The organism is Streptomyces poonensis, assembly GCF_014650915.1.
Lineage (GTDB): Bacteria > Actinomycetota > Actinomycetes > Streptomycetales > Streptomycetaceae > Streptomyces > Streptomyces poonensis.
Genome location: NZ_BMVW01000003.1, coordinates 164,719 through 189,109 on the forward strand (window position 1 = coordinate 164,719; position 24,391 = coordinate 189,109).

Genomic DNA, 24,391 nt, shown 5'->3' on the forward strand with positions numbered 1-24,391 from the left:
CGGCCACCACCCACCGACCACCACCATCCAGGAGTCCACCACCATGACCGGCCCAGGTCTGTCCGTCCTTCGCGGTGCACGCCGCGCCCTCGGCCACATCGCCGCCCGGGTCTACCTGACGGCCTGTGCGCTGCTGCTCGGATGGGCCCTCGTGGCCTCCTCCACCTCCGACGCGTCCATGGCAGCTGTCATCCCACTGTTCGCCACCGTCCCGGCCAGCCTCGTACTGCTGCTGTTCCTGCCGGAAGGCAGCATGGCGTTCCTGCTCTCCATCATTCTCGGAGCACTGATCAACGCCATGATCATCGGCTGGTGCGCCCGTGCGCTGCGCCGTGGGAGCAACCCGGACACGGCATCCTGACAGCAAGCGGCCAGCTCTTTCGTGTCCTTGCGCGTCGAGGACGGCAACCTGTTGTACGGCCCTCTGCTCATAGCGTCGGCTCATGACCAGGCCCTGCCCAGGGACCATCGGTCCAGGGCCGGCAGCCGGCCTCCTCCCCGGGAACCGGACAGTGCGGGGGAACTGAACAGCGCCTGAGCCGCTGGCTGTTGCGCATGAACCGTGAAAGGGTGCGCGGGTGACCGACATCGCTGGGGGAACGATTCCGGTACGGCCGGACGACCGCACCGCGTCCGTTCTGCGCTTCACGGTGGAACTCATCGCCTGGGCGGCGACCCCGTGGGCCCTGGCCGACCGCTCATGGCTGCTCGCCGCCTTGTCCGTGGTGCTTCTGATCGGCCTTCCCACGTGCTTCTCCACCCCGGGTGACAAGGCGCACGTGATCATCGCAGTGCCGGGCTGGGTCACGATTCTTCTGGTGCTTCTCCAGCTCGCCGCGGCCGTGGCTTCGTCATGGCTGGCCTGGCCTGCTTGGGCGGCGGGCCCCGTGACCCTGCTGGCCGCCGCCACCCTCGTCACGGAACGCCGGCGCTGGCGGTGGCTGTCCTCCCGCAGAACAACGTAGGGAAGCGCTCAGACGGCACGGCACCTCGCAGCCGGCCCTGCCTGATACTCGACCTGCGGTGAGGAACCGTCCAGTCCTGTGGACCGACCGGCCAGTCCAATGACCGGTCGATCAAGCAAGTGGCTTGCGGTAACGGACGTACTCGTTCTGCCGCCGGAACCCCACACTCTCGTAAAGGGAGTAGGACCGGTGCGGGTTTGCCACGCCCGTGAACAGCCGGGCGGTCGTCGCACCGTGCTCACGGAGGCTTCGCAGCCCGTCCAGGAGCAGGGCACGGCCGATTCCGAGGCGTCGCTGGTCCGTCCGGACGCTCAACTCTTCGACCTCACCCACGGTGCGGTCGTGGCGGCGGATGGAGCAGAGAGCGACGCCGACCATGTCCTGCCCGTTCCATGCACCCCTCCAGCACGCCGGGTCGGCGGTGTCGACGAAGTCCTGAAAAGGCCATTTCTGAGTGAAACCGGTGTCCGCATACGAATCGACGACCGTCCTCCAGGCCGCACGGTAGTGGCGTGTCGTGAGCGGCCCCGTACGTATTCCGGCTGGTAGTGCGCTGCCCTGCTCGGGCAACTGCTGCAGACCGCCCAGCTCCATCTCGACCAGGCTGAAGACACGTCGGTAGCCGGCTGCGAGGAGAAGCTCGGTGGCGTCCTGCTCGGAGGCCGTGGCGTTCGCTCCGATCATGGCCGTCCGTGCCGTTCCATGCTGTTCGACGAGCTGGCGGATCCGTTCTTCGGCCCAGCTCAGCATGGCCGAGCCGATGCCCTGGCGGCGGTGCTCGGGCAACAGGTAGCCGCGGTGCAAGTACAGCCACGTGTCGTCCCGCTCCTGCCACCATCGGACCGTCGAGTAGCCGACGGCACTCCCCTCGTGCACCACCAGGATCTGGTCCTTGGACGGCTCCGGCAGCTTGGCGGAGGCTTCGGCGATCTCGGCCGCTGTCGGTAGCCCTTCCACAACCGAATGGGCATCGACCCGGTCCCGCTCAGCACAGCCCTGCCGCACTGCGGCCATGGCATCGTGGTCTCCGTCGCCGCGGTACGGCCGGAATCCGAAGCCGACCGGAAGGCCCTGTCCTGGCACACCATCCAACATGCCCGGATGATCTCGGACTTAGAGGCAGGTCCGCCACTCTATTCATGCCGCGGTCGTCTGCGGCCGGTCGTTGTGGTGGGCAGGGCGACTGCGGGCCTCACCGGTGGTGAGGACGCGTCCCACGTCATGCCGGGTGGCCAGGCGGTGGTTCTGCGGACCCCGGATTCCCCGGATTCCCCGACTTCCCCGGCTTCCCCGACTTCCCCGACTGTCCACGCCGGGATCCGCAGTAGGGCCCAACCCCAGGCGGGACCGTCACGGAGCTGCCGGATCAGACACCAAAGGGCGAGAAATCACCGTGCAGTACGCGGCACATCACAGCCCTGGCGCTCGTCAGGTCAATGCCGAGCTCAGCCCGCAGCACCCACATGACGGCGACGCCCTCAGCCTTCGGGGACATGGCGTCGCCTCACGGCGAGCCCGGCCGCGCTCACACGGTCCGGCCATGAGGTGATGCCCACTCCGCAACGCTGACCGACATCGCGGAGCGGACATGGATGTCGACGAGGCCGGTGGCGGGAGAAGAAGCCCGGGGGCCCCGTCGAGACCGGGTCAAAGCCCGATGACGGTGGTGGGGCCGGGGGCCTCGATGTAGTCGATGACCGACCAGTTGCTTGGAGGCATCGGCACCGGGAGATGAGCAACGAAGTTCCCCTGCTACGGTGCGCCGATGTCATCGATCAGGCAGTTCCAAGTCACCTTCGACTGCGCAGAGCCCGAGCGCGTCGCTCGATTCTGGTGTGAGGTGTTGGGATACGTCGTACCGCCGCCCCCGGAGGGGTTCGCCACTTGGGACGATTTCAATCGCTCGCTGCCGCCTGAGCGTCGGGGTTCGGCGTTCGTCTGTATGGATCCCTCAGGTGTGGGCCCGCGAATGTACTTCCAGCGCGTTCCGGAGGGCAAGGTCGTCAAGAATCGGGTGCATCTTGACGTGCGGGTCGGCACCGGGCTCGTGGGTGAAGAGCGCCTCGCCACACTCGAGGCCGAGTGCGCGCGACTGGTCGCACTCGGTGCGGTGCGCGTACGACTGCTGCGTGCCGATGGCGTCAATGAGTCGTGCATCTCGATGCAGGACATCGAGGGCAACGAATTCTGCCTCGACTGAGCATCCTCCGAGACGGCGAGGTGGGGGGCCGTCCTCCTACGGCAGAGCCAACTGCCGCGGGCTGAGCCCGGCGCTTGGCCGGCCGGGTGAGGAGTTCGACGTGTTCCCCGGCCAGCCAGGCGGCAGCGGGACGTGGACGCCACCGCGCACGAGCCACGGGCCTTCGACATCGCCGACCGGCTGCGCCGGATGGAGCTGGCAGCGGACCGTCGACGACTGACCGCGGCAGCCCCTGCCGAAACGCACACCGGTCGCCTACCGGACCGCTTCTGTACCGACACGGGCCAGCACCTGACCGGCCAACTCCTGCGGGGTCAGCTCGCCGTTCAGGAACACCGTGTCGCTGGGCAGGGTGCCGGCCGCGGCCATGCACGGTTCGATCCGCTCCTTGCACCAGCGCCGGACCCGTTCGTCCTGGTCAGGCTTGTCCGGCGTGAAGCTCCGGCCGTCGATCCGCTCCTCCAGGACCTTCCGAGAGACCTCGAGGAAGAAGTGGTGCACGTCGATGCCCGCATCCTTCAACGCACCGAAGATCTCACCGACATAGTCGGAGTTCACCAGGGTCATGGGCACCAGGACCGGGCGGCGGTACTCCTCGACCAGCCCCACCGCCAGGCTGGCGACCTGGCGTCGCCACAGGCGGAGATCCTGGAAGTCTCCGGTCGGCACCTCCACGATCTCCCGCAGCACATAGCCGACCATCTCCGGGTCATAGACCAGCCCGTCGGGCCAGCGCGCACGCAGCTCATCCACCAGTGTGCTCTTCCCGCTGCCGAACGCACCGTTCACCCAGACGATCAACACAAGCCTCCCCACCCATTGCCCTGCCCCGTCAGGTCGGCGACCGAGCTCACCACGGAAATGCGCTCGACCCCTGGAAGGAGACCATGGCCCAGATCACCAGGGGAACGAGTACGAGGAGGACGAACGCAGCGAGGGCCTTCGCCCACACTGCCGACTTGCCGGGGCCTTCAGTGGGCACGACCGCTCCGGATGGCTGCCTGGGCGTAGACGGCTGCCGACGCCGCTGAGATGGTAGCGGGACGGCGAGCAGGGCGGTCGATGGAGCTCACCGCGACCCGCAACTGCCCACACTGTCAGCAACTGCCCCCGCTTCCCCCCTGCCCGCACTGCCCGCACTGCCCACAACCGGTCACCATCGTCGCCCACGGCCACCCCCGCAGCCGCCCGGCCCGCCATGCCCGGCGAACCGGACGTGACCCCACTGCGCGTGACCCAGCGGCCCGCCCTGAGACGGATGCGGCCGCGCCGGCTCGGGCTCGGCTCGGGCTCTGCGGAACTGCCGCCGAACCCGAACTCATCCTCAGGCCAGCAGATCCAACAACCGGTCGGCCTGCCGCTCGGCGGTCCCCGGCGGATTCCTGGGATTCTCCGGGGCGTCGCCCGCCAGCAGGAACAGCCAGACGAGAGCAAGCAGCCGGCGGCATTCCCGCAGCCGTGCCGTCTCCGCGGGAGTGAGATCGAAATGGTCCAGAAACGCGGAGACGTCCAGGGGGTCGGCCACCCAGCTGCCCACGTGTTCGGTGATCTCCGCCAGCTCGAATGCGCGATCACTGCGGCCGGAATCCTCGAAGTCGACGACCTGAACCCGGTTGCCGTCCCACAGATAGTTCGCGAGATTGCCATCGCCGGGCCCGAAGATCCACGGCACCTTCCACGGCTCATCGGCGTCCAGACCGGATCCGGCGAGCCAGGCCAGACCGGCGTCCATGCCCTGTCGCACCAGACCCTCGGCTCTGGGGCGCGCCGCCACCGCCCACACGTCAAGGTGCCCGATGAGCTCAGCCTGATGTCCAGGCCGCAGAGGGATGTCGTCCATGACATTGGACGGCACCGCGGCATGCAGCGTAGCCACCGCCCCGGCCAGGGCCTTGATCTGCTCGCTTCCCACCACACCGCCGCGCAAGGGCTCCCCGTCGAGCCGGGACATCACCACTACCGGCTCGAACGCTGCGAGGTCGGCCTCCAGCGGCTCCGGCGTCAGCCCGGGCGCATGCCTGGCCAGCAGCGTCAGAGCCCGCCACTCACGCTCGGCACGGCCGCCGTCCCCGTTCGGGAACCGTTTGATCACCCTGTCACCGGTCAACTCGATCGCATGCGTGCTCCATTTTCCAGAACTCATGAGCAGGCATCCTGTCAGGAGCACACGCTCGTGCTCCCACCCTTCCCACACCATTTCTTGCCGTGGCGTGCAGGACGGTCGAGGCTGTGCTGTTGCACAGCACCTACCAGCGCATCCAGACCCGCCAACGCGTCGTGGCCCGCCCAGGGCATCCTGCCCAAAGGCCCGTTGGGTGCCACCGGGTCACCGCTCGGCTGTGGGCACGCCGGCACTTCTCTGTGCGCCGGTACTCCTGTGACCGGAGGCCGCATCACCTGGGATGCAGAGCCGCCGGGCCCGCCCGCGCGCGCCGCTGACCTGCCTGCTCGAATGCAAGTGGGGACTGTGCCCCACAGCCTCGCCGCATGGCCTGTGCTGCTTCGCCCACGACCCCGACGCCCCGGAGCGCTCGCTGCGGACGGAGACCGAGCAGCACCGCCCATGCCTTCCGTTCCCGAACGGGGCGATCCACCACCCGCCACCCGCCCCCTCTGAACGACATGTGTCTTCGTGACCCAGGCGGAGTTCGACCGGCGACCGGCGACCGGTGGATGGCGGACGAGGACGCTGCGTTGAGGCTCGACCTCGACTGGTGAGCGGGACTGCCGGACTGTACTGGACCGCTGTGCTGTGGGCCGCGGCTGTCGGCGAAGCGACGCAGCCGCTTCCCGGAACCCATGTCGTTCCGGGTGGTCAGGCGATGTAGGCGGTGTTGCCGCGGACGGCGAGGGAGGTCGGGCCCTCCAGACCGTCGGCGCCGGTCAGCACGGTCCTGTGGCTGCCGCCCGGCTTCACCAGCGCGATCTCGTTGTCCTCGTTGATCGCGGCCAGGAGCGTGTCGCCGTGGACCGGTGAACGCGAAGTCGTCGATGTTCGTGACGACGGCGCTGCCGCCACGGCCGAGGCCAGGAGGCCGGTGCGCGCACCTGTCAGGACTCTGGTCATGCTGACTCTTCCTTCTCTTGCTTCAGGTCGCACGGAGTGGGACGTCGTCGGGGGCGGGACGGGGCCGGGTGACCGGTCCGGTCCGGGTCAGTGGGCGGAACGTACGGACCGGGCGGCGCGCAGGATCAGGTCGGTGACGGGTCCGGGATCGCTCACGGACACCGCGTGCGGCGCGTGCACGGTCACGGTGCGGGCGCGGGCGCGCTCGGCCATCCACCGTTCGGCGGCCGGGGGGATGTTGCGGTCCTCGGTGGCCACGAGGTACCAGCTGGGGATCTTCTTCCAGGCGGCGGCGGTCGCCGTCTCCCGGAGCGCGGCCAGGGTGATCGGTCGCTGTCCCGCCGCCATCACCTGAGCGGTCCGGACGGGGACTCCGGCCGCGAACTGCTTGCGGAACAGCTCCTTCTTGATGACCAGCTCCTCCCCCTGCCCACCGTCGGGCAGCGGATAGTACTGGGTGGTGGTGGCCTGTCCCAGGGTGCTGCCGGGGAACCTGTCGGTCAGCTGGAGCGCGCTCTCGCCGACCTCGGGGACGAAGGCGGCGATGTAGACCAGGGCTTCGACCTGCGGGGCGTCGTCGGCGGCCTGGCTGATGACCGCTCCGCCGTAGGAGTGCCCCACCAGCACGACCGGTCCGGTGACCGTGTCGAGGACGCTGCGGATGTAGGCGGCGTCGCTCGCCAGTCCGCGCAGCGGCAGGGCCGGCGCCAGGACGCGGTGACCCCGCCGCTGCAGGCGCTCGATCACCTGGCTCCAGCTGGAGGCGTCGGCGAACGCGCCGTGGATCAGGACGACGGTGGGGGTGTCCGGCCGCCCGGACGGTCTGCCCGGGTGACGGCCGGCTGCGGCCGCCGGTGTGGCGTACCCGGCGCTCGCGGTGCCCAGGGCGGCGGCGCCGGCCAGGAGAGATGCCGTGACGGTACGGCGTGAGATCGGTGAGTTCATCGTTCGCTCTCTATGAAGGCGGCGGAGTCGGCAGGGTGGGTGACACCGGCGTGCGACGGCCGGACGGGCGGCGTGACGAGCCGCCCGTGGTTCAGGCGGAGGTGGCCCGGACGGCTTCCTCGATCAGGTCGACGACGCGCTCAGGGTGGGAGAGCATCACCAGGTGCGAGGAGTCGACCTCGACGGTGGTCATGCCGGCCCGCTGGTAGCCGTAGCGTTCGACGTCGGGGTTGATGGTGTGGTCCGCCGAGGCGACCAGGCCCCAGGAGGGCTTGGTCTTCCAGGCGGCGGCCGGGGCCGCGTCGGCGAACGCCTGCGCGGCGAGCGGGCGCTGGGAGACGGCGAGGACGGCGGCGAGCCGGGGGTCGACGTCGGCGGCGAAGATGGCCGGGAACTTGTCGGCCTCGACCGACACGTCGGTGCCGGTCTCGGTCGAGCCCTCAAGGGGGAAGGGGGTGTAGACCAGCGCGGTGGCGAGGTCGGAGTCCGGGAAGCGGCCCTGCAGTTCGCCGAGGCTCTCGCCCTTCTCCAGGGCGTAACCGGCCAGGTAGACCAGTGCCGTGACATTGTCCTCGGTGCCGGCGACCGTGATGACGGCACCGCCGTAGGAGTGGCCCACCAGGACGACCGGGCCGGGGATCTGCCGGACGATCGAGGCGATGTAGGCGGCGTCACCGATCAGGCTGCGATTGGGGACGGCCGGGACGACCACGTCCAGACCGCGGGCGAGCAGCCGCGCGGTGACCTCGGAAAAGCTGGAGGCGTCGGCGAAAGCTCCGTGGACGAGGACGACGGTCGGCTTGTCGGAACGGGACATGGGGATGCTCCTTCGTGGGTGTCACGGGTGTCGCCGGTGACATGGGTGTCATGGGTTCGGGTGCGGGGCCGCCTGTCGGCCGGGGCTCGGACGGATCATTCGCTTTCCGGGCCACGGGGCACCGATGCGCCGCCCGATCGTCCTCGGCCGGGCGACGGTCGTCGCCACTGGGCGATTCCTCCGCTGGACGCCGTACGCGGTGCACATCGAGCGGAATGCCGTGGGCACATGAGGAACAGTAAGGGCCGCCTACGCGGCACAACTCTCCCTCCGTGCCCTGGTTCTGTTCTGTCCGTGCGCGGTCGACGGATCTCAGCGTGATCAGGCACCCCAGGCGTTCATCTCTCTTCGCGATGACTGACATCGCGAACCATCGCCACGGGTGAGGAAGGGCGGCGGCGGCCCGGAAGTTCTCCTTGCGTGACGAAAAAGAAGGTGCTCATGTCCGCAACAGGTGACTTCCGTACTCGGCTCCCGTCCGCATCGGCAACCGAAAAGCCCTCGCACGGCGTGCCGGGCGGACTGGTCGTCCTCCTGGCCGTGGCTTCCGGAATGACGGTCGCCAATCTCTACTACGCCCAGCCGCTGTTGTCCTCCCTGAGCGGCGTCTTCCACGTCAGCACGGCAACCGCCGGAACGCTGATCACCCTCACCCAGGTCGGCTACGTCCTCGGCATGCTGTTCCTGGTCCCACTCGGCGACCGGGTGGAGAAGCGCGACCTCGTCACCGTCCTCCTGGTGGTCACGACGCTCGCCTCCGTCGCAGCCGGACTCGCGACGAACTTCCCCATGCTGCTCGCCGCGTCGCTGATCAGTGGCGCCACCTCGGTCGTCGCGCAGATCCTGGTGCCCTTCGCCGCGAACCTGGCCGCCGACCATGCCCGGGGCCGTGTCGTCGGCCGGGTCATGAGCGGTCTGCTCACCGGAATACTGCTCTCCCGTACGTTGAGCAGCCTGGTCTCCGATGTCGCCGGCTGGCGTGCCGTCTTCCTCGGCTCCGCCGCCCTGACGGCCGTCCTCACCGTGGCCCTGCGCAAGGCCCTGCCGCGGCACGCGCCCACCACGTCCCTCCCGTACCACCATGTGCTGCGCTCCACCGCCCGGCTGGTGCGCACCCATCCCGCCCTGATGCGCCGCGGCCTCTACCAGGCGGCGATGTTCGGCGCGTTCAGTGCTTTCTGGACGACGGTCTCCTTCGTGCTGACCGGCCCGCACTTCCGCTACTCGCAGGTCGGGGTCGGTGTGTTCGCCCTCGTCGGGGCGGCTGGGGCCGCTGTCGCCCCGATCGCCGGACGCTGGGCCGACCGGGGACTCGTACGCCCCATGACCGGTGCCGCCTTCCTGGTCACGGCCCTGGCCTTCGTGGTCGCCGGGCTGGGCGCGCACAGCATCGTCCTGATCGCCCTGGCCGCGATCGTGATCGACACGGCCGTACAGACCACGCTCGTCCTCGGACAGCACACCGTCTACCAGCTCGACGCCGCCGCGCGGGCCCGCCTCAACAGCGTCTTCATCGCCACGTTCTTCGTCGGCGGCGCGGCCGGCTCCCAGCTCGGCTCCGTCGTCTATCACGCCGGGGGCTGGAGCGCCCTCACCGTCCTGGGCGCCGCTCTTCCCCTGGCCGCCCTCCTCTACTGGGCCTTCGAGCGGCGGACCCGGCCGGTGGTCGGAGGAGAGTGACCACCGAACACGGCTGCGCCGTCCGCAGCGTGCGCGGGGAGACGCGTGCTGCGGACGGCGCCCAGGCCGCATCGTCGTCGGCCGGACCCACTCACGACTGTGGTCTGATCCAGGCGGGTTCGGGGGCCGACAGGCGGTGGGTGACCACCGACGTCACCACCAGCAGCAGCAGGACCAGCCCCAGGATGAGGAGGAGCTCGGTATGCCGCAGCAGCAGGCCGCCGACGAGGGCTCCGAGGAACATGGCCAGGACGGAGAGGATGCGCCGGCCGGGCCGCGGGGCCGCTCCGCCGGCCGGCGAGGAGTCCGCGGCCAGTCCCGTCAGGGTGAGGGTCAGGACGGTCGTGGTCAGGTCCGGCACTCCGAGGCGCCGGGCGACCGCGTTCTGCAGGCCCATGGCGATGCCCAGGAGCACGATGAGGGTGTACCGGACCGGGCCGGTCACCTCGCCGTCCGCGACCGCGGCCGCGATCACGGTCCCGGCGACCAGTACGGCCTGGACGGCCGTCGTCGTGGCCAGCAGCCGGCCGCGGTGTGCCGCGAACCGGGTGCCGAACCGCCCACCGGTGAGTGCTCCGGTCAGGAACGACGCCATCGAGACGAGGGACGCGGGCACGGACAGGCCCGGCGCGCCCGCCAGGGCGAAGCCCAGGAAGACCACGTTGCCGGTCATGTTGGCGACGAAGACCCGCCCGAGCGCCAGGTAGCTCACGGCGTCGATGAGTCCGGTGACCACCGTCAGCACCAGCAACAGCGGCGGCAGGGGCCCGTGGCGGTCCTCCTTGGGAGGTACCAAGGTGTGGGCCGCGTCAGTCAGCAGCCTGTGCATGCGGTGTCCCTCCCTTGTCGCCCTTCTCGCGGTCACCGCGGGCGGGCGCCGTCAGCACCACACGGGTGAGCAGTCCGCCGGCCGGGCCGATCACGATCGCCGCGGCGGAGACCCACAGCGGCCACTCGGGCAGCCCGAGGGCGTGGTCGAGCGACCAGCGGCCCGGGCCGGTGAGCGCGAGGGCCGCGGACACGGCGACGAGGACGAGCGGATACTCGTAGCCGTCGTTCTGTACCCAGAGCCCCTTGTGCCACTTGACGGTGCCGGCCACCGTCATCACCCCCATGGCGGCCATCGCCGCCGCGGGAGTGAGGAGGCCGGCCGCCAGGAACAGGCCGGCACCGATCTGGCTGCCGCCCGCGGCGAGCGCGGTGAGCGCACCACCGCGGAAGCCGTCACGGCGGAACTCCTCGGTCCCGCCCGCCAGTCCGTTGCCGCCCAGCCGGAAACTGACCTTCTGCACTCCGTGCCCGGCGACGAGGAGTCCCACCACCAGCCGGAGCACCAACAGTCCGCTGTCCATTGCGTCGTCTGCCTGTTCCTGACGTCCGTACTCAACCGTTCGGCTGTGGGGAGCGGGTCAGCCGGCGGCGTGCTCGCCGATGAAGGCCTGCGCGTAGACGAGGCCGAGGCCGTAGGTGCCGCCGTGCTCCTTCACCACGCCCGTCGTGGCGGCGTACGTCTCCTCACGGGCCCAGTCGCGCTGGAGCTCCAGGAGCACCTGCACCCAGGTCACCGGGACGGCCCCGGCCTGGATCATGCGCTGGACGGCGTGCTCGTGGGCCTGCGGGCTGACACCGCCGGACGCGTCGGTGACGACGTACACCTCGTAGCCCTGGGCGAGCGCGGAGAGGGTGGGCAGGACGACGCAGACCTCGGTCCACAGGCCGGCGAGGACGAGCTTCTTGCGGCCGGTCGCCTTGACCGCGTCGACGAAGGCGGTGTCCTCCCAGGCGTTCATCGAGGTCCGGTCGATGATCTTCTGGTCGGGGAAGACGTCCGCCAGCTGCGGCATGATCGGCCCCGAGAAGGACTCGGCGGCCACGGTGCTGAGTACCACCGGGACGTCGAACGCCCGCGCCGCCTTGGCCAGGCCGACGGTCGCGTTGATGATCGCGGTGCGGTCGCCGCTGCCCGTGCCGAAGAACATCTGCGGCTGGTGGTCCACGAAGAGCACCGCGCAGTTGTCCGGGGTGAGCAGGTCGGGGCTGGGGGACGCGGTGACCTCGGCGATGTTGACCATGAGTGTGCCTTTCAGGATGGGGATGGTGGCCGCGGACGGTCGTCCGCGGCCGGGAAAAAGTCAGGAGGGAAGTCAGGAGGGAAGTCAGGAGGGAAGTCAGGAGGGAAGTCAGAAGGAAGGTCAGGAGGTGAGTCAGAGCGAGAAGCAGGGGTCGAAGACCGCGCTGCCCGTCTCGGGGACGAGGCCGCGGCGGGCGCGCCACTGGCGGTGCAGTTCCGACTCAGCGGCGGCCTCGCCGAGCAGCTCGGCCTGGCGGGCGCCCGACCGGGCCGCGACCGGTGTCGCCTGATAGCCGCCGTAGTGAGCCACCGGGCTCCACCCGGGGGTCACCGGAGGCAACTCCTCGTCGATGCCCTCGTATTCACCCGCGGCGTGGACGATGCGGCCGCCCACGACCGTCAGCAGGGCCTCGATGTGCGGGATCTCCGCATCGGACACCGTGAAGTAGTCCTCCGACAGCACGGTGAGGTCACCGAGGAAGCCCGGACGCAGCACGCCCTTGAGGTCCTCCTCACCGGTGAGCGCGGCGCCGGCCGTGGTGAACATCTCCAGTGCCGTTTCCCGGTCGACCCGGTTGTGCGGCGGATGAATGGTCAGGTCGCCGACCGTACGGCCGGTGACCAGCCAGTGCAGGGCGATCCACGGGTTGTACGAGGAAACGCGGGTGGCGTCGGTGCCGGCCGCGACGGTCAGGCCCCGGCCCAGCATCGCGCGGACCGGCGGGGCGTCGGCGGCGGCACCGGGGCCGTAGCGGCGTACGAACGCCTCGCCCTGGAAGGACAGCCGGTTCTGCACCGACAGGGCGCCGCCGAGTGCGCCGATGCGGTCGAGGCTGTCCGCGGACACGGTCTCCGCGTGGTCGAACAGCCACCGGTTCCCGCCCGGGAAGAGGCCCTCCGCGGCGAGCTTCTCGAACACGGCCAGGTCGCGGCGGATGGTCTCGTCGTAAGTGGCGTGGAGCCGGAAACCCCAGCCGTTCTCCATCAGCAGGCGGACCGCCTTCTCGAACTCCGCCTCGTAGTCGGACGCGAGGTCCGGGCGCGGCTGGGCGAAGTTCTCGAAGTCCGCCGCCGCCCAGGTGAGGTTCTCTCCGGCGCCGTTGAGGCGCAGCCATTCGTCGCCGTCCTCGGGGCGGACCATGCCGATCCAGCGGGTGAGGTCGTCGATCTCCTGGCCGGCCGTCTGGGGGAAGAGGTGGTAGGCGATGCGCAGGGACAGCTCGCCCTCGCGGGCGAGTTCCGTGACCGTCTCGTAGTTGTCGGGGAAGTTCTGGAACCCGCCCGCCGCGTCGATCGCCGAGGTGAGTCCGAACCGGTTCAGTTCCCGCAGGAAGTGGCGGGTGGACGTCTTCCTGTGTTCCGCGTCCAGCGCCGGTGCCTTGGCCAGGGTGGAGTAGAGGATCAGGGCGCTCGGGGCGGCCAGCAGCATGCCCGTGGGTTCACCGTCGCGCCCCCGTACGATCTGGCCGCCGCGGGGATCGGGGGTGTCCTTGCCGTAGCCCACCGCCTTGAGTGCCGCGCGGTTCAGGATCGCGGACTGGTAGAGGTGCAGCACGAACACCGGGGTGTCGGGTGCGGCGGCGTTCAGCTCGGCGACCGTGGGCAGCCGGCGTTCGGCGAACTGCTCGGCGGACCAGCCGCCGACCACCCGTACCCACTGGCCCTTGGGCGTCCGGGCCGCCTGCTCGCGCAGCATGGCCAGGCCCTGGCGCAGCGTGCGGACGCCGTCCCAGCGCAGTTCCAGCACGTAGTTGAGACCACCGCGGATCACGTGCAGGTGGGCGTCGTTGAGGCCGGGGATCATCCTGCGGCCGAGTGCGTCGACCACTCTCGTGGCGGGACCGACCTGGTCGGCGACGTCCTTGTCGTCGCCGACAGCGGTGATGACTCCGTCGCGGACGGCGATCGCCTCGGCCTGCGGAAGGCGGGGGTCACCGGTGTGGATCTTGGCGTTGCGGACGACGAGGTCCGCCGCGTCGTGGGTGGCGCGGGGAACCAGCCCGCCGACCGGCATCGTGGACACCTTGCGACAACCTCCTGCGGGGCGTACTGCACGGGATTTCCGTCTGCGCCGCGTCCGGGCCGGACGAGATGTCGGCGAGGTGCACGAGGACCGTGCCGCGGCTGCTTCGCCCTGACGCTATGCCGGGCCGTTTCGGTCCGGTTTCTGGTCAGCGCACTGGCAATTGCCCCACCGTGCACGGCACGGTGGCCCGGCACGGTGGGGTCGGTGCTGGGCCGGCAGCCAACGCCGAAGCCGCGCGGACACTCCCCTCCGGGTGGTCCGCGCGGCTTCGTCATGCGGTGCTGTCAGGCCCGTTGTCGCGAGGTGACGGTGACCACCACCGTGACCAGACACCCCAGGAGCACACCGGCGACGAGTGCGGGCTGTGGGGACCATGCGGCCAGCAGTACGCCGGCCGCGGTGACGACGAACGGGACGCCTTCGGCCGCCCGCCTCTGGTGCGGCCGCAGGTGCACAGCCCACACGGTGAGCAGGAAGACGGCGGCCGGGACGGTGACCGCCAGCGCGGCACCCGCTGACGAGGTGCCGTGATGGCGCGTGAGGTGATCGGCGTACGCGGCCAGGCCCGCCCCCTCGGCCGTGGCCGAAGCGAAGATCAGGTAGTGACCGTAGGCCCAGGGGAAGCGCCTGCGGTGAGCCTGGTGCGTGGTGGCGAGCAGGGTGTGCGCGGGCCTGGTGAAGTACAGCCACCACATGGCGAAGGCCGTCAGCAGACCGCCGGCGGCCAGCGTGTACAGCGCACCGGTGCCGTGATGCCGGTCGAACGCTCCCCGGACGGCGACGGTGGCGGCCGCGACGGACTCACCGAGCACGATGAGGGTGAACAGCTCATAGCGCTCGGCGATGTGGTGCGGATGCCAGGGAGTCATTCCGGCGGACTGCGCCCACACGGGGACCAGGACCTCCGCGAGGATCAGCACGGCGATGCCGGGCAGCCGAGCCTGCTCCGGAGCGAACAGCAGCGTGACCCAGCCGAGCTGACAGACCGTCACCCCTGCGGCGAAGCGGAACGTGGTTTTCCGTCGGGTGGGGTCGGCGAGTCCGGCCCGGAGCCACAGGGTGGCCAGTGCCGTGCGCAGCACCACGTATCCGAGCGTGATGACGAGCAGGTCGCCCTCGTGGAAGGCACGGCCGACGCCGGCGGCGAGGACGAGGGACCCCGTGATCTGCACCAGTACCGCCAGCCGGTAGGGGGTGTCGTCGGGGTCGTAGGCGGAGGCGAACCAGGTGAAATTCATCCAGGCCCACCAGATGGTGAAGAAGACCAGCGCGAAGCGCAGGGCGCCGGAGGCGTACTCCCCGTGCGACAGCGCCTCGTGCAGACTCTCCGACGCCTGCGCCACGGCGACGACGAAGCACAGATCGAAGAAGAGTTCCAGCGGGGTGGCGGTGCGATGCGCCTCCCCGGGGTCACGGCCCTTCATGGGGTGGCGCCTCCGTACGGCCGGAATCCGGACCGGGGCCGTCCGAAGGGTGCTCCTACGGCTCAACGGAGGGCTCCCGGGGTCGGCCCGACCGTCCGGTGAGAAGTGGGACGGGGACACGCACCACCGACCATCACATCCGCCTGCTCGTCCATGCTCATTGCCGCTCGTTCCTCGTTGCGCCCGTTCAGCGGGTGTAGTCGCCCACCGACGTTAGGGCCACTCCGGGACTGCAGGTGTCCACCGGTGCACGGACGCTTGACCAGGAACGCACGCCGTGGCGGGCACCGGATCCGTGCGCCGGCGGGCGGTTTCGTATGCGCTCCGGAGCAAGGTGATGTCACCGCCCCGCCTAGCGTCACCCGGGTACACCCAGCACGGCACCGCAGGAGGCGGATCATGACCACCAGTTCCCGGCACGTGAGCGGCAGCCAGCCGTGGCTGCACCAGAAGGGCGAGGTGATCCAGGACTTCGGGACCGTCAAGCAGTTCCCGCTCGGCCTGTCGTACGAGGCCCGGATGTACTCCTGCCAGCGCCTGAACAAGGCCCTCGCCGACACGCAGATCCTCTACGGCCTCTACAAGAAGCACCACTGGCTGATGCGCGGCGCGACCTTCTACCAACTGCACCTGGTGCTGGACAAGCACGCGGGCGAGCAGCTGGAACTGATCGACGCCATCGCCGAACGCGTCCAGTCACTCGGCGGCGTCGCGGTGGGCGACCCCCGGCACGTCGCGGAGATCACGTCGATCCCGCGGCCCCCGGACGGTGTGGAGGAGGTGCCGGCGATGCTGTCGCGGCTGCTGGAGGCCCACGAGACCATCCTCGTCGAGGCCCATGACGCCGCAGCGCGCACCGCCGAGCTGGGCGACGACGGCACCAACGACCTGTTCGTCTCGCAGGTGATCAGGACCGGTGAACTGCAGTCCTGGTTCCTGGCCGAGCACCTGGTCGACACGCCCCTCGTCCGGTCCTGAGGCGACCGCGACGACGCCCGCGCCGCTGTCCCCACCCGCCCCCGCCTACGATGCACGGTGGTGGTCGCCCCGGCATCGGGCGGAGTACTGCGTGAGCAGGAGCGGATGATGGATCTGCGGCAGATGGAGGTCGTCGTCGCGGTGGCCGACACGGGGGGCTTCACGGCGGCGGCGCGGCGGCTGCACGTGGTCCAGTCCGCGGTGTCCGGCACGGTCCGGGCCCTCGAACGCGAACTGGGCACCTCCCTCTTCGACCGCACCACGCACCGCGTCGCCCTGACCCCGGCGGGCGAGGCCTTCGTCCCCGCCGCCCGGGCGACCCTGCGGGCTGCCGAACTGGCCCGGGAAGCGGTCGACGCGGTGAAAGGGCAGCTGCGCGGAAGGATCACGGTCGGCATCATGCAGGGCGTCTGGGCGGGGCTCCACCACGCCCTGGCCGCCTTGCGGGCGGAGCATCCGGGCGTGGTGGTCCGGCTGCGGCAGGCGGCGGTCGCCGACATCCGCCAGGCACTGCGTGACGGCACGGTGGACCTGGCGGTCGTGGCCCTCGACCGGCAGCAGCAGCGCGGACTGGCGACCCGGCTGCTGTCCCACGAGGACATGCTGCTGGTGGCGTCGCCCCGCCGGATCCTCCCCGGGACGGCGCCGGACGGCGTCGACCTCGCCGAGGTCGCCCGGTTGCCTCTGGTGGACTTCTCGCCGGGCTGGGCCGTCCGCCACGCGGTCGACCGGGCCTTCCGCGCCGCCGGCGTCGAACACACCACGACGTTCGAGGTGAACGACATCGTCGCCGCGGCCGAACTGGTCCGCAACGACCTGGGGGTCTGCGTCATGCCCGCCTCGATCGCGGACCGGTTCCCCGATCTGCGTCAGCACCGGTTCCGCCGGCACGCACCGAGCTGGCAGATCATGGTGGTACGGCCTCCCGGCGAGGCGCCCCCGGCAGTCGCCGCGCTGTTGCGGCACATCACCTGAGGGCATCACCCGAGGGCATCACCTGGGGGCATCACCTGGGGGCATCACCTGGGGCAGACGTCAGACGGCCGCCGCGGGGTCCGGTTCCGGCGGGCCGCCCTCGCGCAGCGCCTGCGCGAGGGCGGCCCGCGAGGTGATGCCCAGTTTGGGGAACACCTTGTACAGATGGGTGGCGACGGTCCGCGGGGAGAGCCCGAGCTCCCGTCCGATCTCCTTGTTGGACAGTCCGGTGGCGGCGAGTGTGGCGATGCGCAGCTCCTGGCCGGTCAGCAGCCTCGCGTCGCCCGTGCCGGTGCCCACGCGGTCGCCCGCCGCCCGTAGTTCCTGCGCACACCGCTCCGCCCAAGGAGTGGCCCCCAGCCGGACGAACGCCTGGTGTGCCTCGCGCAGCAGATCCCGTGCCCCGGCCCGGTGGTGGCGCCGCAGCCACACGCCGTGCACGAGCCGGAGCCGCGCCATGGGGAAGACCCAGCGGTCCGCACCGGGCACGGCGCAGGCCTCCCGGTAGCAGGCCTCCGCCTCCTCGTCGGGTGCCGCGAACGCCGCCGCGGCAGCCAGCAGGAAGGCGTGGTGGCCGGAGAGCTCGGCCATCCGTGCCGTCCGCCCCGCCGCGACGTGCGCCCGGGCCTCCGCCCATCGCCCCGTGTGCACGGCCGCGTCCACGAAATCGAAGAACGGCAGCTGGAACCAGGCGAGCCCGGTGGGCAGCACGCCGGGCGGGGAGAGCTCGGCGAGCCGTGTGTACGCCTCCTCGTGGCGGCCGTGCGCGAGTGCGGCCATGCCGCGCAGGTGCTCGAGGTGATCGGTGACGAAACGCATCCCCGCGGCCCGGGCGACGGGCTCGATCGACGCGGCGGTCTGCCGCAGGCCCTCCTCGTCACCCCGTCCGGCGAGGAAATGGGCGTGATAGTGGCGGAACAGCAGCGCGTTGCAGTGGTAGCCGAGGTCCGCTGCCGCCTCCGCCTCGCGCAGGCAGTCGTCCGCCGCCTCCCAGCGTCCGTGGAGGTAGTCCTGGTGGCACTTGGCCTTCGCCAGCGAGCCCTGGGTGGCGTAGGCGTACTGGCCGGTGAACCGCCGCAGCATCCGGTGGTCGACGGCGTCCACGGCGGAGGCCGTCCACAGCAGCAGCCAGGCCGAGCCCGCCTCCTGCTCCTCGCTCAGCCGGTCGGCCAGGGCGGCCAGTTCGGGGCCGACTCCGTGCGCGGTGCGCGGGGTGTCGGACCACGCGCGGTGGCAGAGCCGGGCCAGTTCGGAGACGTGGGGCAGGTGCTTGTCCAGGGCGCGCCATCCCCGCGGGTCGCCGGTGTAGGCCGAGGCCAGGAGAAGCTTGAAGAAGACCTGCTCGACCAGCCCGTCGAACGACTGGGCGTCCGGTTCCGTCAAGGCGTCCAGTGCCGCGGGCAGCAGGGTGAACGACGACTCGAACTCGATCCGGTGACTCTGGTCGACGTAGACGACCGCGTAGGCGAAGAGCGGCGCGATGTCGTCGGGAACCGGGGACCGGCGCAGTTCCCGCACGAGCCGGGCGGTGTAGGCGAGCCGTCCGCCGCGGGCCGCCATCACGGCCGCCCAGGTCAGACGGCTGGCACGGTCGGCCGGGCCGGCGCTCAGCGCGGCCGCCCGGTCCAGCAGCAGCGCGCCCTCGGCGTCCCCGCCACGTGCGGCGATCAGCTGCCCGGCCTGCTGGAGTTCACGCGCGAGGTCCTCGTCCGGCCCGGTGGCCGCCGACGCCTCGTGCACCAGCCGCCGTGGGTCGTCGGCCGCCTTCTGGGCCGCCAGCGTGCGGTGCGCGCGGCGCTTCTCGGCCTCGGTGGCACGGGAGAGGACGGCGCTGCGCATCAACGGGTGCCGGAAGACGAGCCGGCCGGAGGAGTCGAGCCGGGCCAGGCCGATGGTCTCGATGTGCCGCAGTACCTGCCCGGTCTTCTCGCCGGCGACCCTCTGCAGCCAGGTGCCGGTGAGGCCCGCCGCCCCGCCGCCGAGCGCGGCGAGCAGCAGCACACGGGCGGCGTCGGGCGACAGGGCCTCCAGCCGGTCGGCGAACACCCGCTCCAGGCGCTGCCCGAGCGGCAGGCCGTCCGGCAGCGGATCGATGCCCCGCAGCGCGTTCTCGTCCAGCTGGGCGGGCAGTTCGACGAGGGCGAGCGGATTGCCGGCCGCCTCCGACAGCAACCGGTGTGCCGTCGCGGCCGCGAGTCCGGGATGACGGCTGCGCAGCAGTGTGCCGGCGTCCTCGGGTGCGAGCGCTCCCACCTCCAGCAGGGGTGCGGGCCAGCCCTCCGCCTCGCCGACGCCGGGGCGGCAGGCCGCGACCATGGCCACGGGCACGTCGCCGACACGCCGGTGCAGGAAGGCGAGGACCTGCGCACTGGAGGAGTCCACCCAGTGCAGGTCGTCGACGACGACCAGCAACGGCCGGTCGCGCGCCGCCTCCGCAAGCAGGGTCAGCGCCGCCGCACCGACCAGGAAGCCACCCGCCGGGGCCCCTTCCCGCAGCCGGAGAGCGCACTCCAGAGCCTCACGCTGGCGCGTGGGCAGGACATGGAGATCGGGGAGGAGCGGAAGGAGAACCTCGTGCAGCGCCGCGAAGGCCACCTCCGCGTCGGCCTCGGCACCCACCGCGCGCAGCACCTGGAAGCCGCTGCCGCGGGCGCGTGCCTCCGTCCACTCCAGCAGCGCCGTCTTGCCGATGCCCGCCTCGCCGCGCAGCAGTACGGCCGATCCGCCCGCTCCGGTCCGCGCGCTCTCCAGCACACGGGCGAGCAGCTCCCTCTCACGCCGCCGCCCCACGAAGCCGCCGCCACCGGGCACGGACAACCCGACCACCTCTCCGGCCCGGCCGCCGTCGGCCAACACCTTCCTGACACCGCACAGTTCGTCGTACCAAGCGCAGAATATCCGGCATTCACCCTGGTCAGATGTCCCGGCCGGATCCCCGGCCGGATCGCCGAAGAGGACCGGGTCGTCCCGCCGGCACCGGCCGCCGCAGCCGGTGCCGGCGGACACCAGGCGAGCCGGCTCCCGGCGCACCCGGCGCACCCGGTGCACCCGGCGCGCCCGCCGGTCTGGCCGTCGTCGACCGTCGTCGGCCACCGCCTGGGCGGCGGATCACCACGTCCAAGTGTGCGGATACGGTGTACTTGAAAACTACATCAAAAGGGAGGGACCGATGGGCGGCAGCGGGTTCGAAGTCGCCGTGCCCGGAACGCCCGACGTGCGGGCGCTCGTCGGGCGCGAGAGCGAGTGTGCCCTGCTGTCGGACGCGCTCGACCACGCCGTCTCCGGGACCGGATCCGCACTGCTGCTGCGCGGTCAGGCCGGTATGGGAAAGACCGCGCTGCTGGAGTGGGCCGTCGCCCGGGCCGAGGTCAGACGCATGCGCGTGCTGCGCATGGCCGGGGCACCGGCGGAAGCCGATCTGGCCTACGCCGCGCTGCACCAGGTGCTGTGGCCGCTGCTCGACGGGACCACCGGCCTCCCCTCGGCCCAGCGCGACGCCCTGGAACGCGCACTCGGCGTGCGGGAGGGGGCCCAGCCCGACGGCTTCGCGGTCGGGGACGCCACGCTGGGGCTCCTCTCCCGGGCTGCCGCACACCGGCCGCTGCTGGTCGTCCTCGACGATCTGCACTGCTGCGACACGACCAGCGCCACGGTGTTCGGTTCTCTGCAGGACCGTGTGACGGAGCTGCCGGTCGTCCTCCTGGCGGCGACGCGCCCGGAGGGGATGCCCGTCGAGGCCGCGGTCGGCAGCGACATCGTCGACGTACCGCGCCTGACCGACGAGCAGGCACGCCTGCTGGTGGAAGCGCACCGTCCCGGCCTGGAGGAGAGCGCCGTGGAGCGCATCCTGTGCGAGGCCCAGGGCAACCCTCTGGCCCTGATCGAGCTGCCGCGTCAGCTCGACCGGGTCTCCCACCGGGGTCTGCTGCCCCTGGGTGCCCCCTTGCCGGTCGGCGAGCGGCTGGCGGACGTCTTCGGCAGCCGGATCAACACGCTCTCCCGTGCCGCACGCCATCTGCTGCTGCTGACCGCGCTGGGCACCGAGAGCGGTCATGACCACGTCCTCGCGGGTGAGCCCGACCCGGCTGCGGATGCCGCGGGCGACGGCCACCCGCAACGGGAGCTCGTCGAGTCCGGTCTGGCCGACACACACCCGGTCACCGGACGGCCGCGACTGCGTCACCCCCTGATCGGCTCCTGCGCGGTGCATCTCGCCCCGCCCTCCGCCGTACGCGAAGCCCACCTGGAACTCGCCGGGGCCCTCCCCGAGGACCACCCGCGGCACGCCCTCCATCTGGCGGCCGGGACCATCGGCGCCGACGAGACGGTCGCACTGCGCCTCGAACGGGCCGCGCAGGCCATGGCCCTGCGGAGGGGCGACATCGAGGCGGCCCGTCTGTACGCCCGTGCCGCGGCACTCAGCGAGGATCCCGGCGCCGCTGCCACCCGGCGCATCATGGCGGCGTCGCTCGCCAGTCGCGGCTCGGCCGCCCTGGAGCACCTGCGCCATCTGATGGCCGAGGTGGCGAGACATCCCGTCCCGGCCGAACTGGCCCCGATCCACCGGTTCTCCATCGCCTTCTTCCAGTTGCACGAGGGTTCCGACCTCCGTACTCCGGCCTCCCTCATGGCGGGCATCCTCGACGGTCTCGACGCCGCTCCCCGGCCGGAGGAGGCCCTGGCCGGCCTGTGGGACTACCTGTACTGCCTGCTGATCCTGGTGGCCGTGTACACCGGGGACGAGGACATCTGGGACGCCCTCGACCGGCACATCCATCTCGCCTCACCGCTGGCCCGGCTCTGTCACGACGTCTGGAAGGACCCCGCCCGCACCGCCCATGGGGCCGGTGACCGGCTCCGTGACCTGCTGGCGGGTCTGACACCCGAGCAGGAGGCCCAGTCCGTCTGGCTGATCCTGTGGACGGCGGTCGGCCTGAACGCGGTGGGCGAGCACCCCGCGGTGCTGGAGCGGCTGGGCCGGCAGGACGTCTGGGGGACACGGGCCTTCGTCAACCTGGTCACCTGCCGCGACGACGTGCTGGCGGGCCGCTGGGACAACGCCCTGCGGTCGGCCGAGCGCGGTGCACGGGAGTCGGTCGCCCGGGGTTTCGAACTGCATGAGATGACCCATCACCTGCACACCGGGTTCATCCTGGCCGCGCGCGGGGACGAGGCGGCACTGGACGCCCTGCACGAACGGCTCGGCCCCTGGGCCCGCAAGCGCGAACTGCGCTTCCTGACGGACGGCATGCACGCCCACCGCTCGCTCCTCGCGCTGGGTGCGCAGGACTACGAGGAGGCCTACGCCCACGCCGCGGCCGTCACGCCGGCCGGTCGTCTGCCCGCCCGGGTGCCCTGGTTCCAGCACGCCTTCCTCGACCTCGTCCAGGCCGCGATCCACACGGGACGCCATGCGCAGGCCCGGGCCCATGTCGACGCGGCCGTCGCGGCCGAGATCCACCTGATCTCCGCCCACCACTCCTTCGTGCTGGCCGTCGCCCGGGCCGTCGAGTCCCAGGACGAGGCGTGCTTCCGCGCGGCACTCGCCCACCCCGGCTCCGACCGGTGGCCGATGGAGAAGGCACGGCTGCACCTCGCGTACGGCGCGCAGCTGCGCCGCGGCGGTCACCGCAAGGCCGCCGCCGCCCCGCTGCTCGTCGCGCACCGGACCTTCACCGCTCTGGGTGCCGCACTCTGGGCGGCGGCAGCGGCCCGCGAGCTGCGGACGGTCGGACACGATCCGCACCGGACCACCCCGCGGCCCGACGCCTGGCACCACCTGACCGCCCAGGAGCGCCGCATCACGGAGCTGGCGGCCGCCGGGCTGACCAACCGTGAGATCGGCAACCGGCTGCGTCTGTCCCCCCGTACCGTCGGGGCGCATCTCTACAAGGCGTTCCCCAAGCTGGGAGTGACGTCGAGAGCCGCGCTCTCCCACGCTCTCCGGGGCGGCGAGGACTCCGGGTGATCCGCCCGGCTGGCACCGGGCCGCCCGCCAGGTGCCGGGCTCACCCCTCCGGGCGCCTCACGCGTACCTGTGCAGCGCGCTGTGCAGCGTGTCGAGGGCGTGGGTGCGCGCCGCCGCCGCCACCTCGCTGTTGCGCAGCGCGTCGAACACCGTGAAGCCGTGCACGGTGCCGTGGCAGCGCAGCGACACCACCGGCACACGTGCCGCCCGGAGTCCGGACGCGTATGCCTCGCCTTCGTCGCGCAGGATGTCCGCCTCCGCCGTCAGCACCAGGGTCGGGGGCAGTCCCGCCAGGAGTTCCGTACCGGCCCGCAGCGGCGACACCGCGGGCTCCGTGTGGTCGGCCGGGTCGGCGTACCACCGCCAGAAGGCCGCCGCGTCGGCGCCCGTCAGGCCGTATCCCTCGGCGAACTGCCGGTGCGAGGCCGTACTCATCGCGGCATCGACAGCCGGGCAGACCAGCACCTGCTGTACGAAGGAGATGTCGTCGCGCCCGGCCGCCGACAGGGTCAGCGCCGCGGCGATCCCCGCGCCGCCCGCCACTCCGAACACCGCCGTCCGGCCACCGTCGAGCCCCCACGCGGCGCCCTCACGTGCCAGCCACCGCGCCACGGCGTGACAGCGGCGTACGGCGAACGGATGCCGGGCCTGGGACTCCGTGTCGTACTCCGGCACCACGACCGCCGCGTCCGCGCCCAGCGCCAGGTCCTCCCACCACGCACGGTGCCCGTCCGGATCGTCGAAACCCCACCCCGGCGTGTGCGCGTACAGGACGACGGGCAGCGGCCCCGTCGTACCCGCCGGACGCAGCACCCGCACCCGGATCCGCTGTCCGTCCTCGCCGGGCAGCGCCAGCCAGTCCTCCGTCACGTCCTCGGCCACCACGGCGGGCGCCCGCACCGGGGCCTCCGCCGGAGGCCGGCCGAGCGCGACGAACGCCTCGGCGGCCTGGTCGAGGACGAGCGGCGGGGAGTGCTGCATGTCTGACTCCACGGTGGCGGCTCCTTGCGACGACGTACCTGCCACGAGGAGCACACGACCGGCTCCACGCACCCGACCGGCCCGCGCGCCCCGCACGGCCGACTCACACCCTACGTACCGGTCACCTGCGTATCCGCGGCGATGCGGCATGTTCTCATGACGCAGCGCGCACATCCTGGGGCGCGGTCGCCGGAGAACGTGGCACGAACACACGTCAGATGACTTACCTCCGCCCGGGCTCACCCCCCGATGCTGGACACGACGGGACAGCGCGGGTGCCCGCGGCGGAGATGT

General features: G+C 71.5%; 21 protein-coding genes. 7 read left to right on the forward strand and 14 right to left on the reverse strand.

Going from position 1 to position 24,391, the window contains the following annotated elements; all coding sequences use genetic code 11:
- Positions 1 to 43: 43 nt before the first annotated feature.
- Both IE242_RS10895 and IE242_RS10900 read left to right on the forward strand, forming a co-directional pair.
- Positions 44 to 361: an SCO4225 family membrane protein gene (locus IE242_RS10895; protein WP_189857868.1), complete on the forward strand. Its 318-nt coding sequence runs from the start codon at positions 44 to 46 to the stop codon at positions 359 to 361.
- 217 nt (positions 362 to 578) lie between these two features.
- Positions 579 to 965, forward strand: coding sequence for a hypothetical protein (locus IE242_RS10900; protein ID WP_189857870.1), 387 nt, complete (start codon positions 579 to 581; stop codon positions 963 to 965).
- Between the two features lie 111 nt (positions 966 to 1,076).
- Here IE242_RS10900 and IE242_RS10905 read toward each other — a convergent pair whose 3' ends face one another.
- Positions 1,077 to 2,060 (reverse strand): GNAT family N-acetyltransferase, encoded by a 984-nt coding sequence (locus IE242_RS10905; RefSeq protein ID WP_189857871.1) that lies wholly within the window; start codon positions 2,058 to 2,060, stop codon positions 1,077 to 1,079.
- Between the two features lie 670 nt (positions 2,061 to 2,730).
- Between IE242_RS10905 and IE242_RS10910 the strand changes: the two genes are divergently transcribed.
- Positions 2,731 to 3,165 (forward strand): VOC family protein, encoded by a 435-nt coding sequence (locus IE242_RS10910; RefSeq protein WP_189857873.1) that lies wholly within the window; start codon positions 2,731 to 2,733, stop codon positions 3,163 to 3,165.
- A gap of 255 nt (positions 3,166 to 3,420) precedes the next feature.
- Here IE242_RS10910 and IE242_RS10915 read toward each other — a convergent pair whose 3' ends face one another.
- The 6 genes from IE242_RS10915 to IE242_RS10935 all read right to left on the reverse strand — a co-directional run bounded on the left by IE242_RS10915 (position 3,421) and on the right by IE242_RS10935 (position 7,994).
- Positions 3,421 to 3,966: an AAA family ATPase gene (locus tag IE242_RS10915; RefSeq protein ID WP_189857875.1), complete on the reverse strand. Its 546-nt coding sequence runs from the start codon at positions 3,964 to 3,966 to the stop codon at positions 3,421 to 3,423.
- A gap of 49 nt (positions 3,967 to 4,015) precedes the next feature.
- Positions 4,016 to 4,147: a hypothetical protein gene (locus IE242_RS38570; RefSeq protein ID WP_268249445.1), complete on the reverse strand. Its 132-nt coding sequence runs from the start codon at positions 4,145 to 4,147 to the stop codon at positions 4,016 to 4,018.
- 342 nt (positions 4,148 to 4,489) lie between these two features.
- Positions 4,490 to 5,308: an aminoglycoside phosphotransferase family protein gene (locus tag IE242_RS10920; RefSeq protein ID WP_189857877.1), complete on the reverse strand. Its 819-nt coding sequence runs from the start codon at positions 5,306 to 5,308 to the stop codon at positions 4,490 to 4,492.
- A 672-nt stretch (positions 5,309 to 5,980) separates the two neighbouring features.
- Entirely contained in the window at positions 5,981 to 6,232 is a 252-nt protein-coding gene (locus IE242_RS10925) for a hypothetical protein (protein WP_308436763.1), read from the reverse strand.
- An 87-nt stretch (positions 6,233 to 6,319) separates the two neighbouring features.
- Positions 6,320 to 7,177, reverse strand: a complete 858-nt coding sequence (locus tag IE242_RS10930; RefSeq protein WP_189857879.1) for an alpha/beta fold hydrolase — start codon at positions 7,175 to 7,177, stop codon at positions 6,320 to 6,322.
- A gap of 91 nt (positions 7,178 to 7,268) precedes the next feature.
- Complete coding sequence (locus IE242_RS10935) at positions 7,269 to 7,994, reverse strand: alpha/beta fold hydrolase (RefSeq protein WP_189857881.1); 726 nt, start codon at positions 7,992 to 7,994, stop codon at positions 7,269 to 7,271.
- Between the two features lie 510 nt (positions 7,995 to 8,504).
- Between IE242_RS10935 and IE242_RS10940 the strand changes: the two genes are divergently transcribed.
- Positions 8,505 to 9,674 carry an MFS transporter gene (locus tag IE242_RS10940; RefSeq protein WP_373299513.1) on the forward strand — a complete coding sequence of 390 codons (1,170 nt, stop codon included), beginning with the start codon at positions 8,505 to 8,507 and terminating at the stop codon, positions 9,672 to 9,674.
- Positions 9,675 to 9,765: 91 nt separating this feature from the next.
- On the opposite strand, the gene IE242_RS10945 is transcribed toward IE242_RS10940, so the two are convergent.
- The 5 genes from IE242_RS10945 to IE242_RS10965 all read right to left on the reverse strand — a co-directional run bounded on the left by IE242_RS10945 (position 9,766) and on the right by IE242_RS10965 (position 15,195).
- Complete coding sequence (locus tag IE242_RS10945; protein ID WP_189857884.1) at positions 9,766 to 10,503, reverse strand: YoaK family protein; 738 nt, start codon at positions 10,501 to 10,503, stop codon at positions 9,766 to 9,768.
- Complete coding sequence (locus IE242_RS10950; protein WP_189857887.1) at positions 10,484 to 11,026, reverse strand: DoxX family protein; 543 nt, start codon at positions 11,024 to 11,026, stop codon at positions 10,484 to 10,486. The genes IE242_RS10945 and IE242_RS10950 overlap by 20 nt, the downstream gene beginning before the upstream one ends.
- A 57-nt stretch (positions 11,027 to 11,083) precedes the next feature.
- Positions 11,084 to 11,746 (reverse strand): hydrolase, encoded by a 663-nt coding sequence (locus tag IE242_RS10955; protein ID WP_189857889.1) that lies wholly within the window; start codon positions 11,744 to 11,746, stop codon positions 11,084 to 11,086.
- 132 nt (positions 11,747 to 11,878) lie between these two features.
- Complete coding sequence (locus tag IE242_RS10960; protein ID WP_229858861.1) at positions 11,879 to 13,759, reverse strand: amidohydrolase; 1,881 nt, start codon at positions 13,757 to 13,759, stop codon at positions 11,879 to 11,881.
- Positions 13,760 to 14,055: 296 nt separating this feature from the next.
- Positions 14,056 to 15,195: a low temperature requirement protein A gene (locus IE242_RS10965; RefSeq protein ID WP_189857893.1), complete on the reverse strand. Its 1,140-nt coding sequence runs from the start codon at positions 15,193 to 15,195 to the stop codon at positions 14,056 to 14,058.
- Positions 15,196 to 15,594: 399 nt separating this feature from the next.
- Between IE242_RS10965 and IE242_RS10970 the strand changes: the two genes are divergently transcribed.
- Both IE242_RS10970 and IE242_RS10975 read left to right on the forward strand, forming a co-directional pair.
- Positions 15,595 to 16,173 carry a Dps family protein gene (locus IE242_RS10970; protein WP_189857895.1) on the forward strand — a complete coding sequence of 193 codons (579 nt, stop codon included), beginning with the start codon at positions 15,595 to 15,597 and terminating at the stop codon, positions 16,171 to 16,173.
- A 60-nt stretch (positions 16,174 to 16,233) separates the two neighbouring features.
- A complete protein-coding gene (locus IE242_RS10975; protein ID WP_229858746.1) occupies positions 16,234 to 17,148 on the forward strand; it encodes a LysR family transcriptional regulator in 915 nt (304 codons plus the stop codon).
- Positions 17,149 to 17,208: 60 nt separating this feature from the next.
- Here IE242_RS10975 and IE242_RS10980 read toward each other — a convergent pair whose 3' ends face one another.
- On the reverse strand, positions 17,209 to 20,154 hold the full coding sequence (locus IE242_RS10980; RefSeq protein ID WP_229858747.1) for an AAA family ATPase: 2,946 nt from the start codon (positions 20,152 to 20,154) through the stop codon (positions 17,209 to 17,211).
- 163 nt (positions 20,155 to 20,317) lie between these two features.
- On the opposite strand from IE242_RS10980, the gene IE242_RS10985 reads away from it, so the two are divergent.
- Positions 20,318 to 23,116 carry an AAA family ATPase gene (locus IE242_RS10985; RefSeq protein ID WP_189857896.1) on the forward strand — a complete coding sequence of 933 codons (2,799 nt, stop codon included), beginning with the start codon at positions 20,318 to 20,320 and terminating at the stop codon, positions 23,114 to 23,116.
- Between the two features lie 57 nt (positions 23,117 to 23,173).
- On the opposite strand, the gene IE242_RS10990 is transcribed toward IE242_RS10985, so the two are convergent.
- Positions 23,174 to 24,109 carry an alpha/beta hydrolase fold domain-containing protein gene (locus IE242_RS10990; RefSeq protein ID WP_229858748.1) on the reverse strand — a complete coding sequence of 312 codons (936 nt, stop codon included), beginning with the start codon at positions 24,107 to 24,109 and terminating at the stop codon, positions 23,174 to 23,176.
- Positions 24,110 to 24,391: the final 282 nt, after the last annotated feature.

Coding starts and splice junctions, on each gene's coding strand:
- IE242_RS10955 (WP_189857889.1), bottom strand. CDS start 11,746: ATGGTCAACATCGCCGAGGTCACCGCGTCCCCCAGCCCCGACCTGCTC.
- IE242_RS10910 (WP_189857873.1), top strand. CDS start 2,731: ATGTCATCGATCAGGCAGTTCCAAGTCACCTTCGACTGCGCAGAGCCC.
- IE242_RS10930 (WP_189857879.1), bottom strand. CDS start 7,177: ATGAACTCACCGATCTCACGCCGTACCGTCACGGCATCTCTCCTGGCC.
- IE242_RS10920 (WP_189857877.1), bottom strand. CDS start 5,308: ATGAGTTCTGGAAAATGGAGCACGCATGCGATCGAGTTGACCGGTGAC.
- IE242_RS10945 (WP_189857884.1), bottom strand. CDS start 10,503: ATGCACAGGCTGCTGACTGACGCGGCCCACACCTTGGTACCTCCCAAG.
- IE242_RS10965 (WP_189857893.1), bottom strand. CDS start 15,195: ATGAAGGGCCGTGACCCCGGGGAGGCGCATCGCACCGCCACCCCGCTG.
- IE242_RS10895 (WP_189857868.1), top strand. CDS start 44: ATGACCGGCCCAGGTCTGTCCGTCCTTCGCGGTGCACGCCGCGCCCTC.
- IE242_RS10970 (WP_189857895.1), top strand. CDS start 15,595: ATGACCACCAGTTCCCGGCACGTGAGCGGCAGCCAGCCGTGGCTGCAC.
- IE242_RS10925 (WP_308436763.1), bottom strand. CDS start 6,232: ATGACCAGAGTCCTGACAGGTGCGCGCACCGGCCTCCTGGCCTCGGCC.
- IE242_RS10985 (WP_189857896.1), top strand. CDS start 20,318: ATGGGCGGCAGCGGGTTCGAAGTCGCCGTGCCCGGAACGCCCGACGTG.
- IE242_RS10960 (WP_229858861.1), bottom strand. CDS start 13,759: ATGCCGGTCGGCGGGCTGGTTCCCCGCGCCACCCACGACGCGGCGGAC.
- IE242_RS10950 (WP_189857887.1), bottom strand. CDS start 11,026: ATGGACAGCGGACTGTTGGTGCTCCGGCTGGTGGTGGGACTCCTCGTC.
- IE242_RS10905 (WP_189857871.1), bottom strand. CDS start 2,060: ATGTTGGATGGTGTGCCAGGACAGGGCCTTCCGGTCGGCTTCGGATTC.
- IE242_RS10935 (WP_189857881.1), bottom strand. CDS start 7,994: ATGTCCCGTTCCGACAAGCCGACCGTCGTCCTCGTCCACGGAGCTTTC.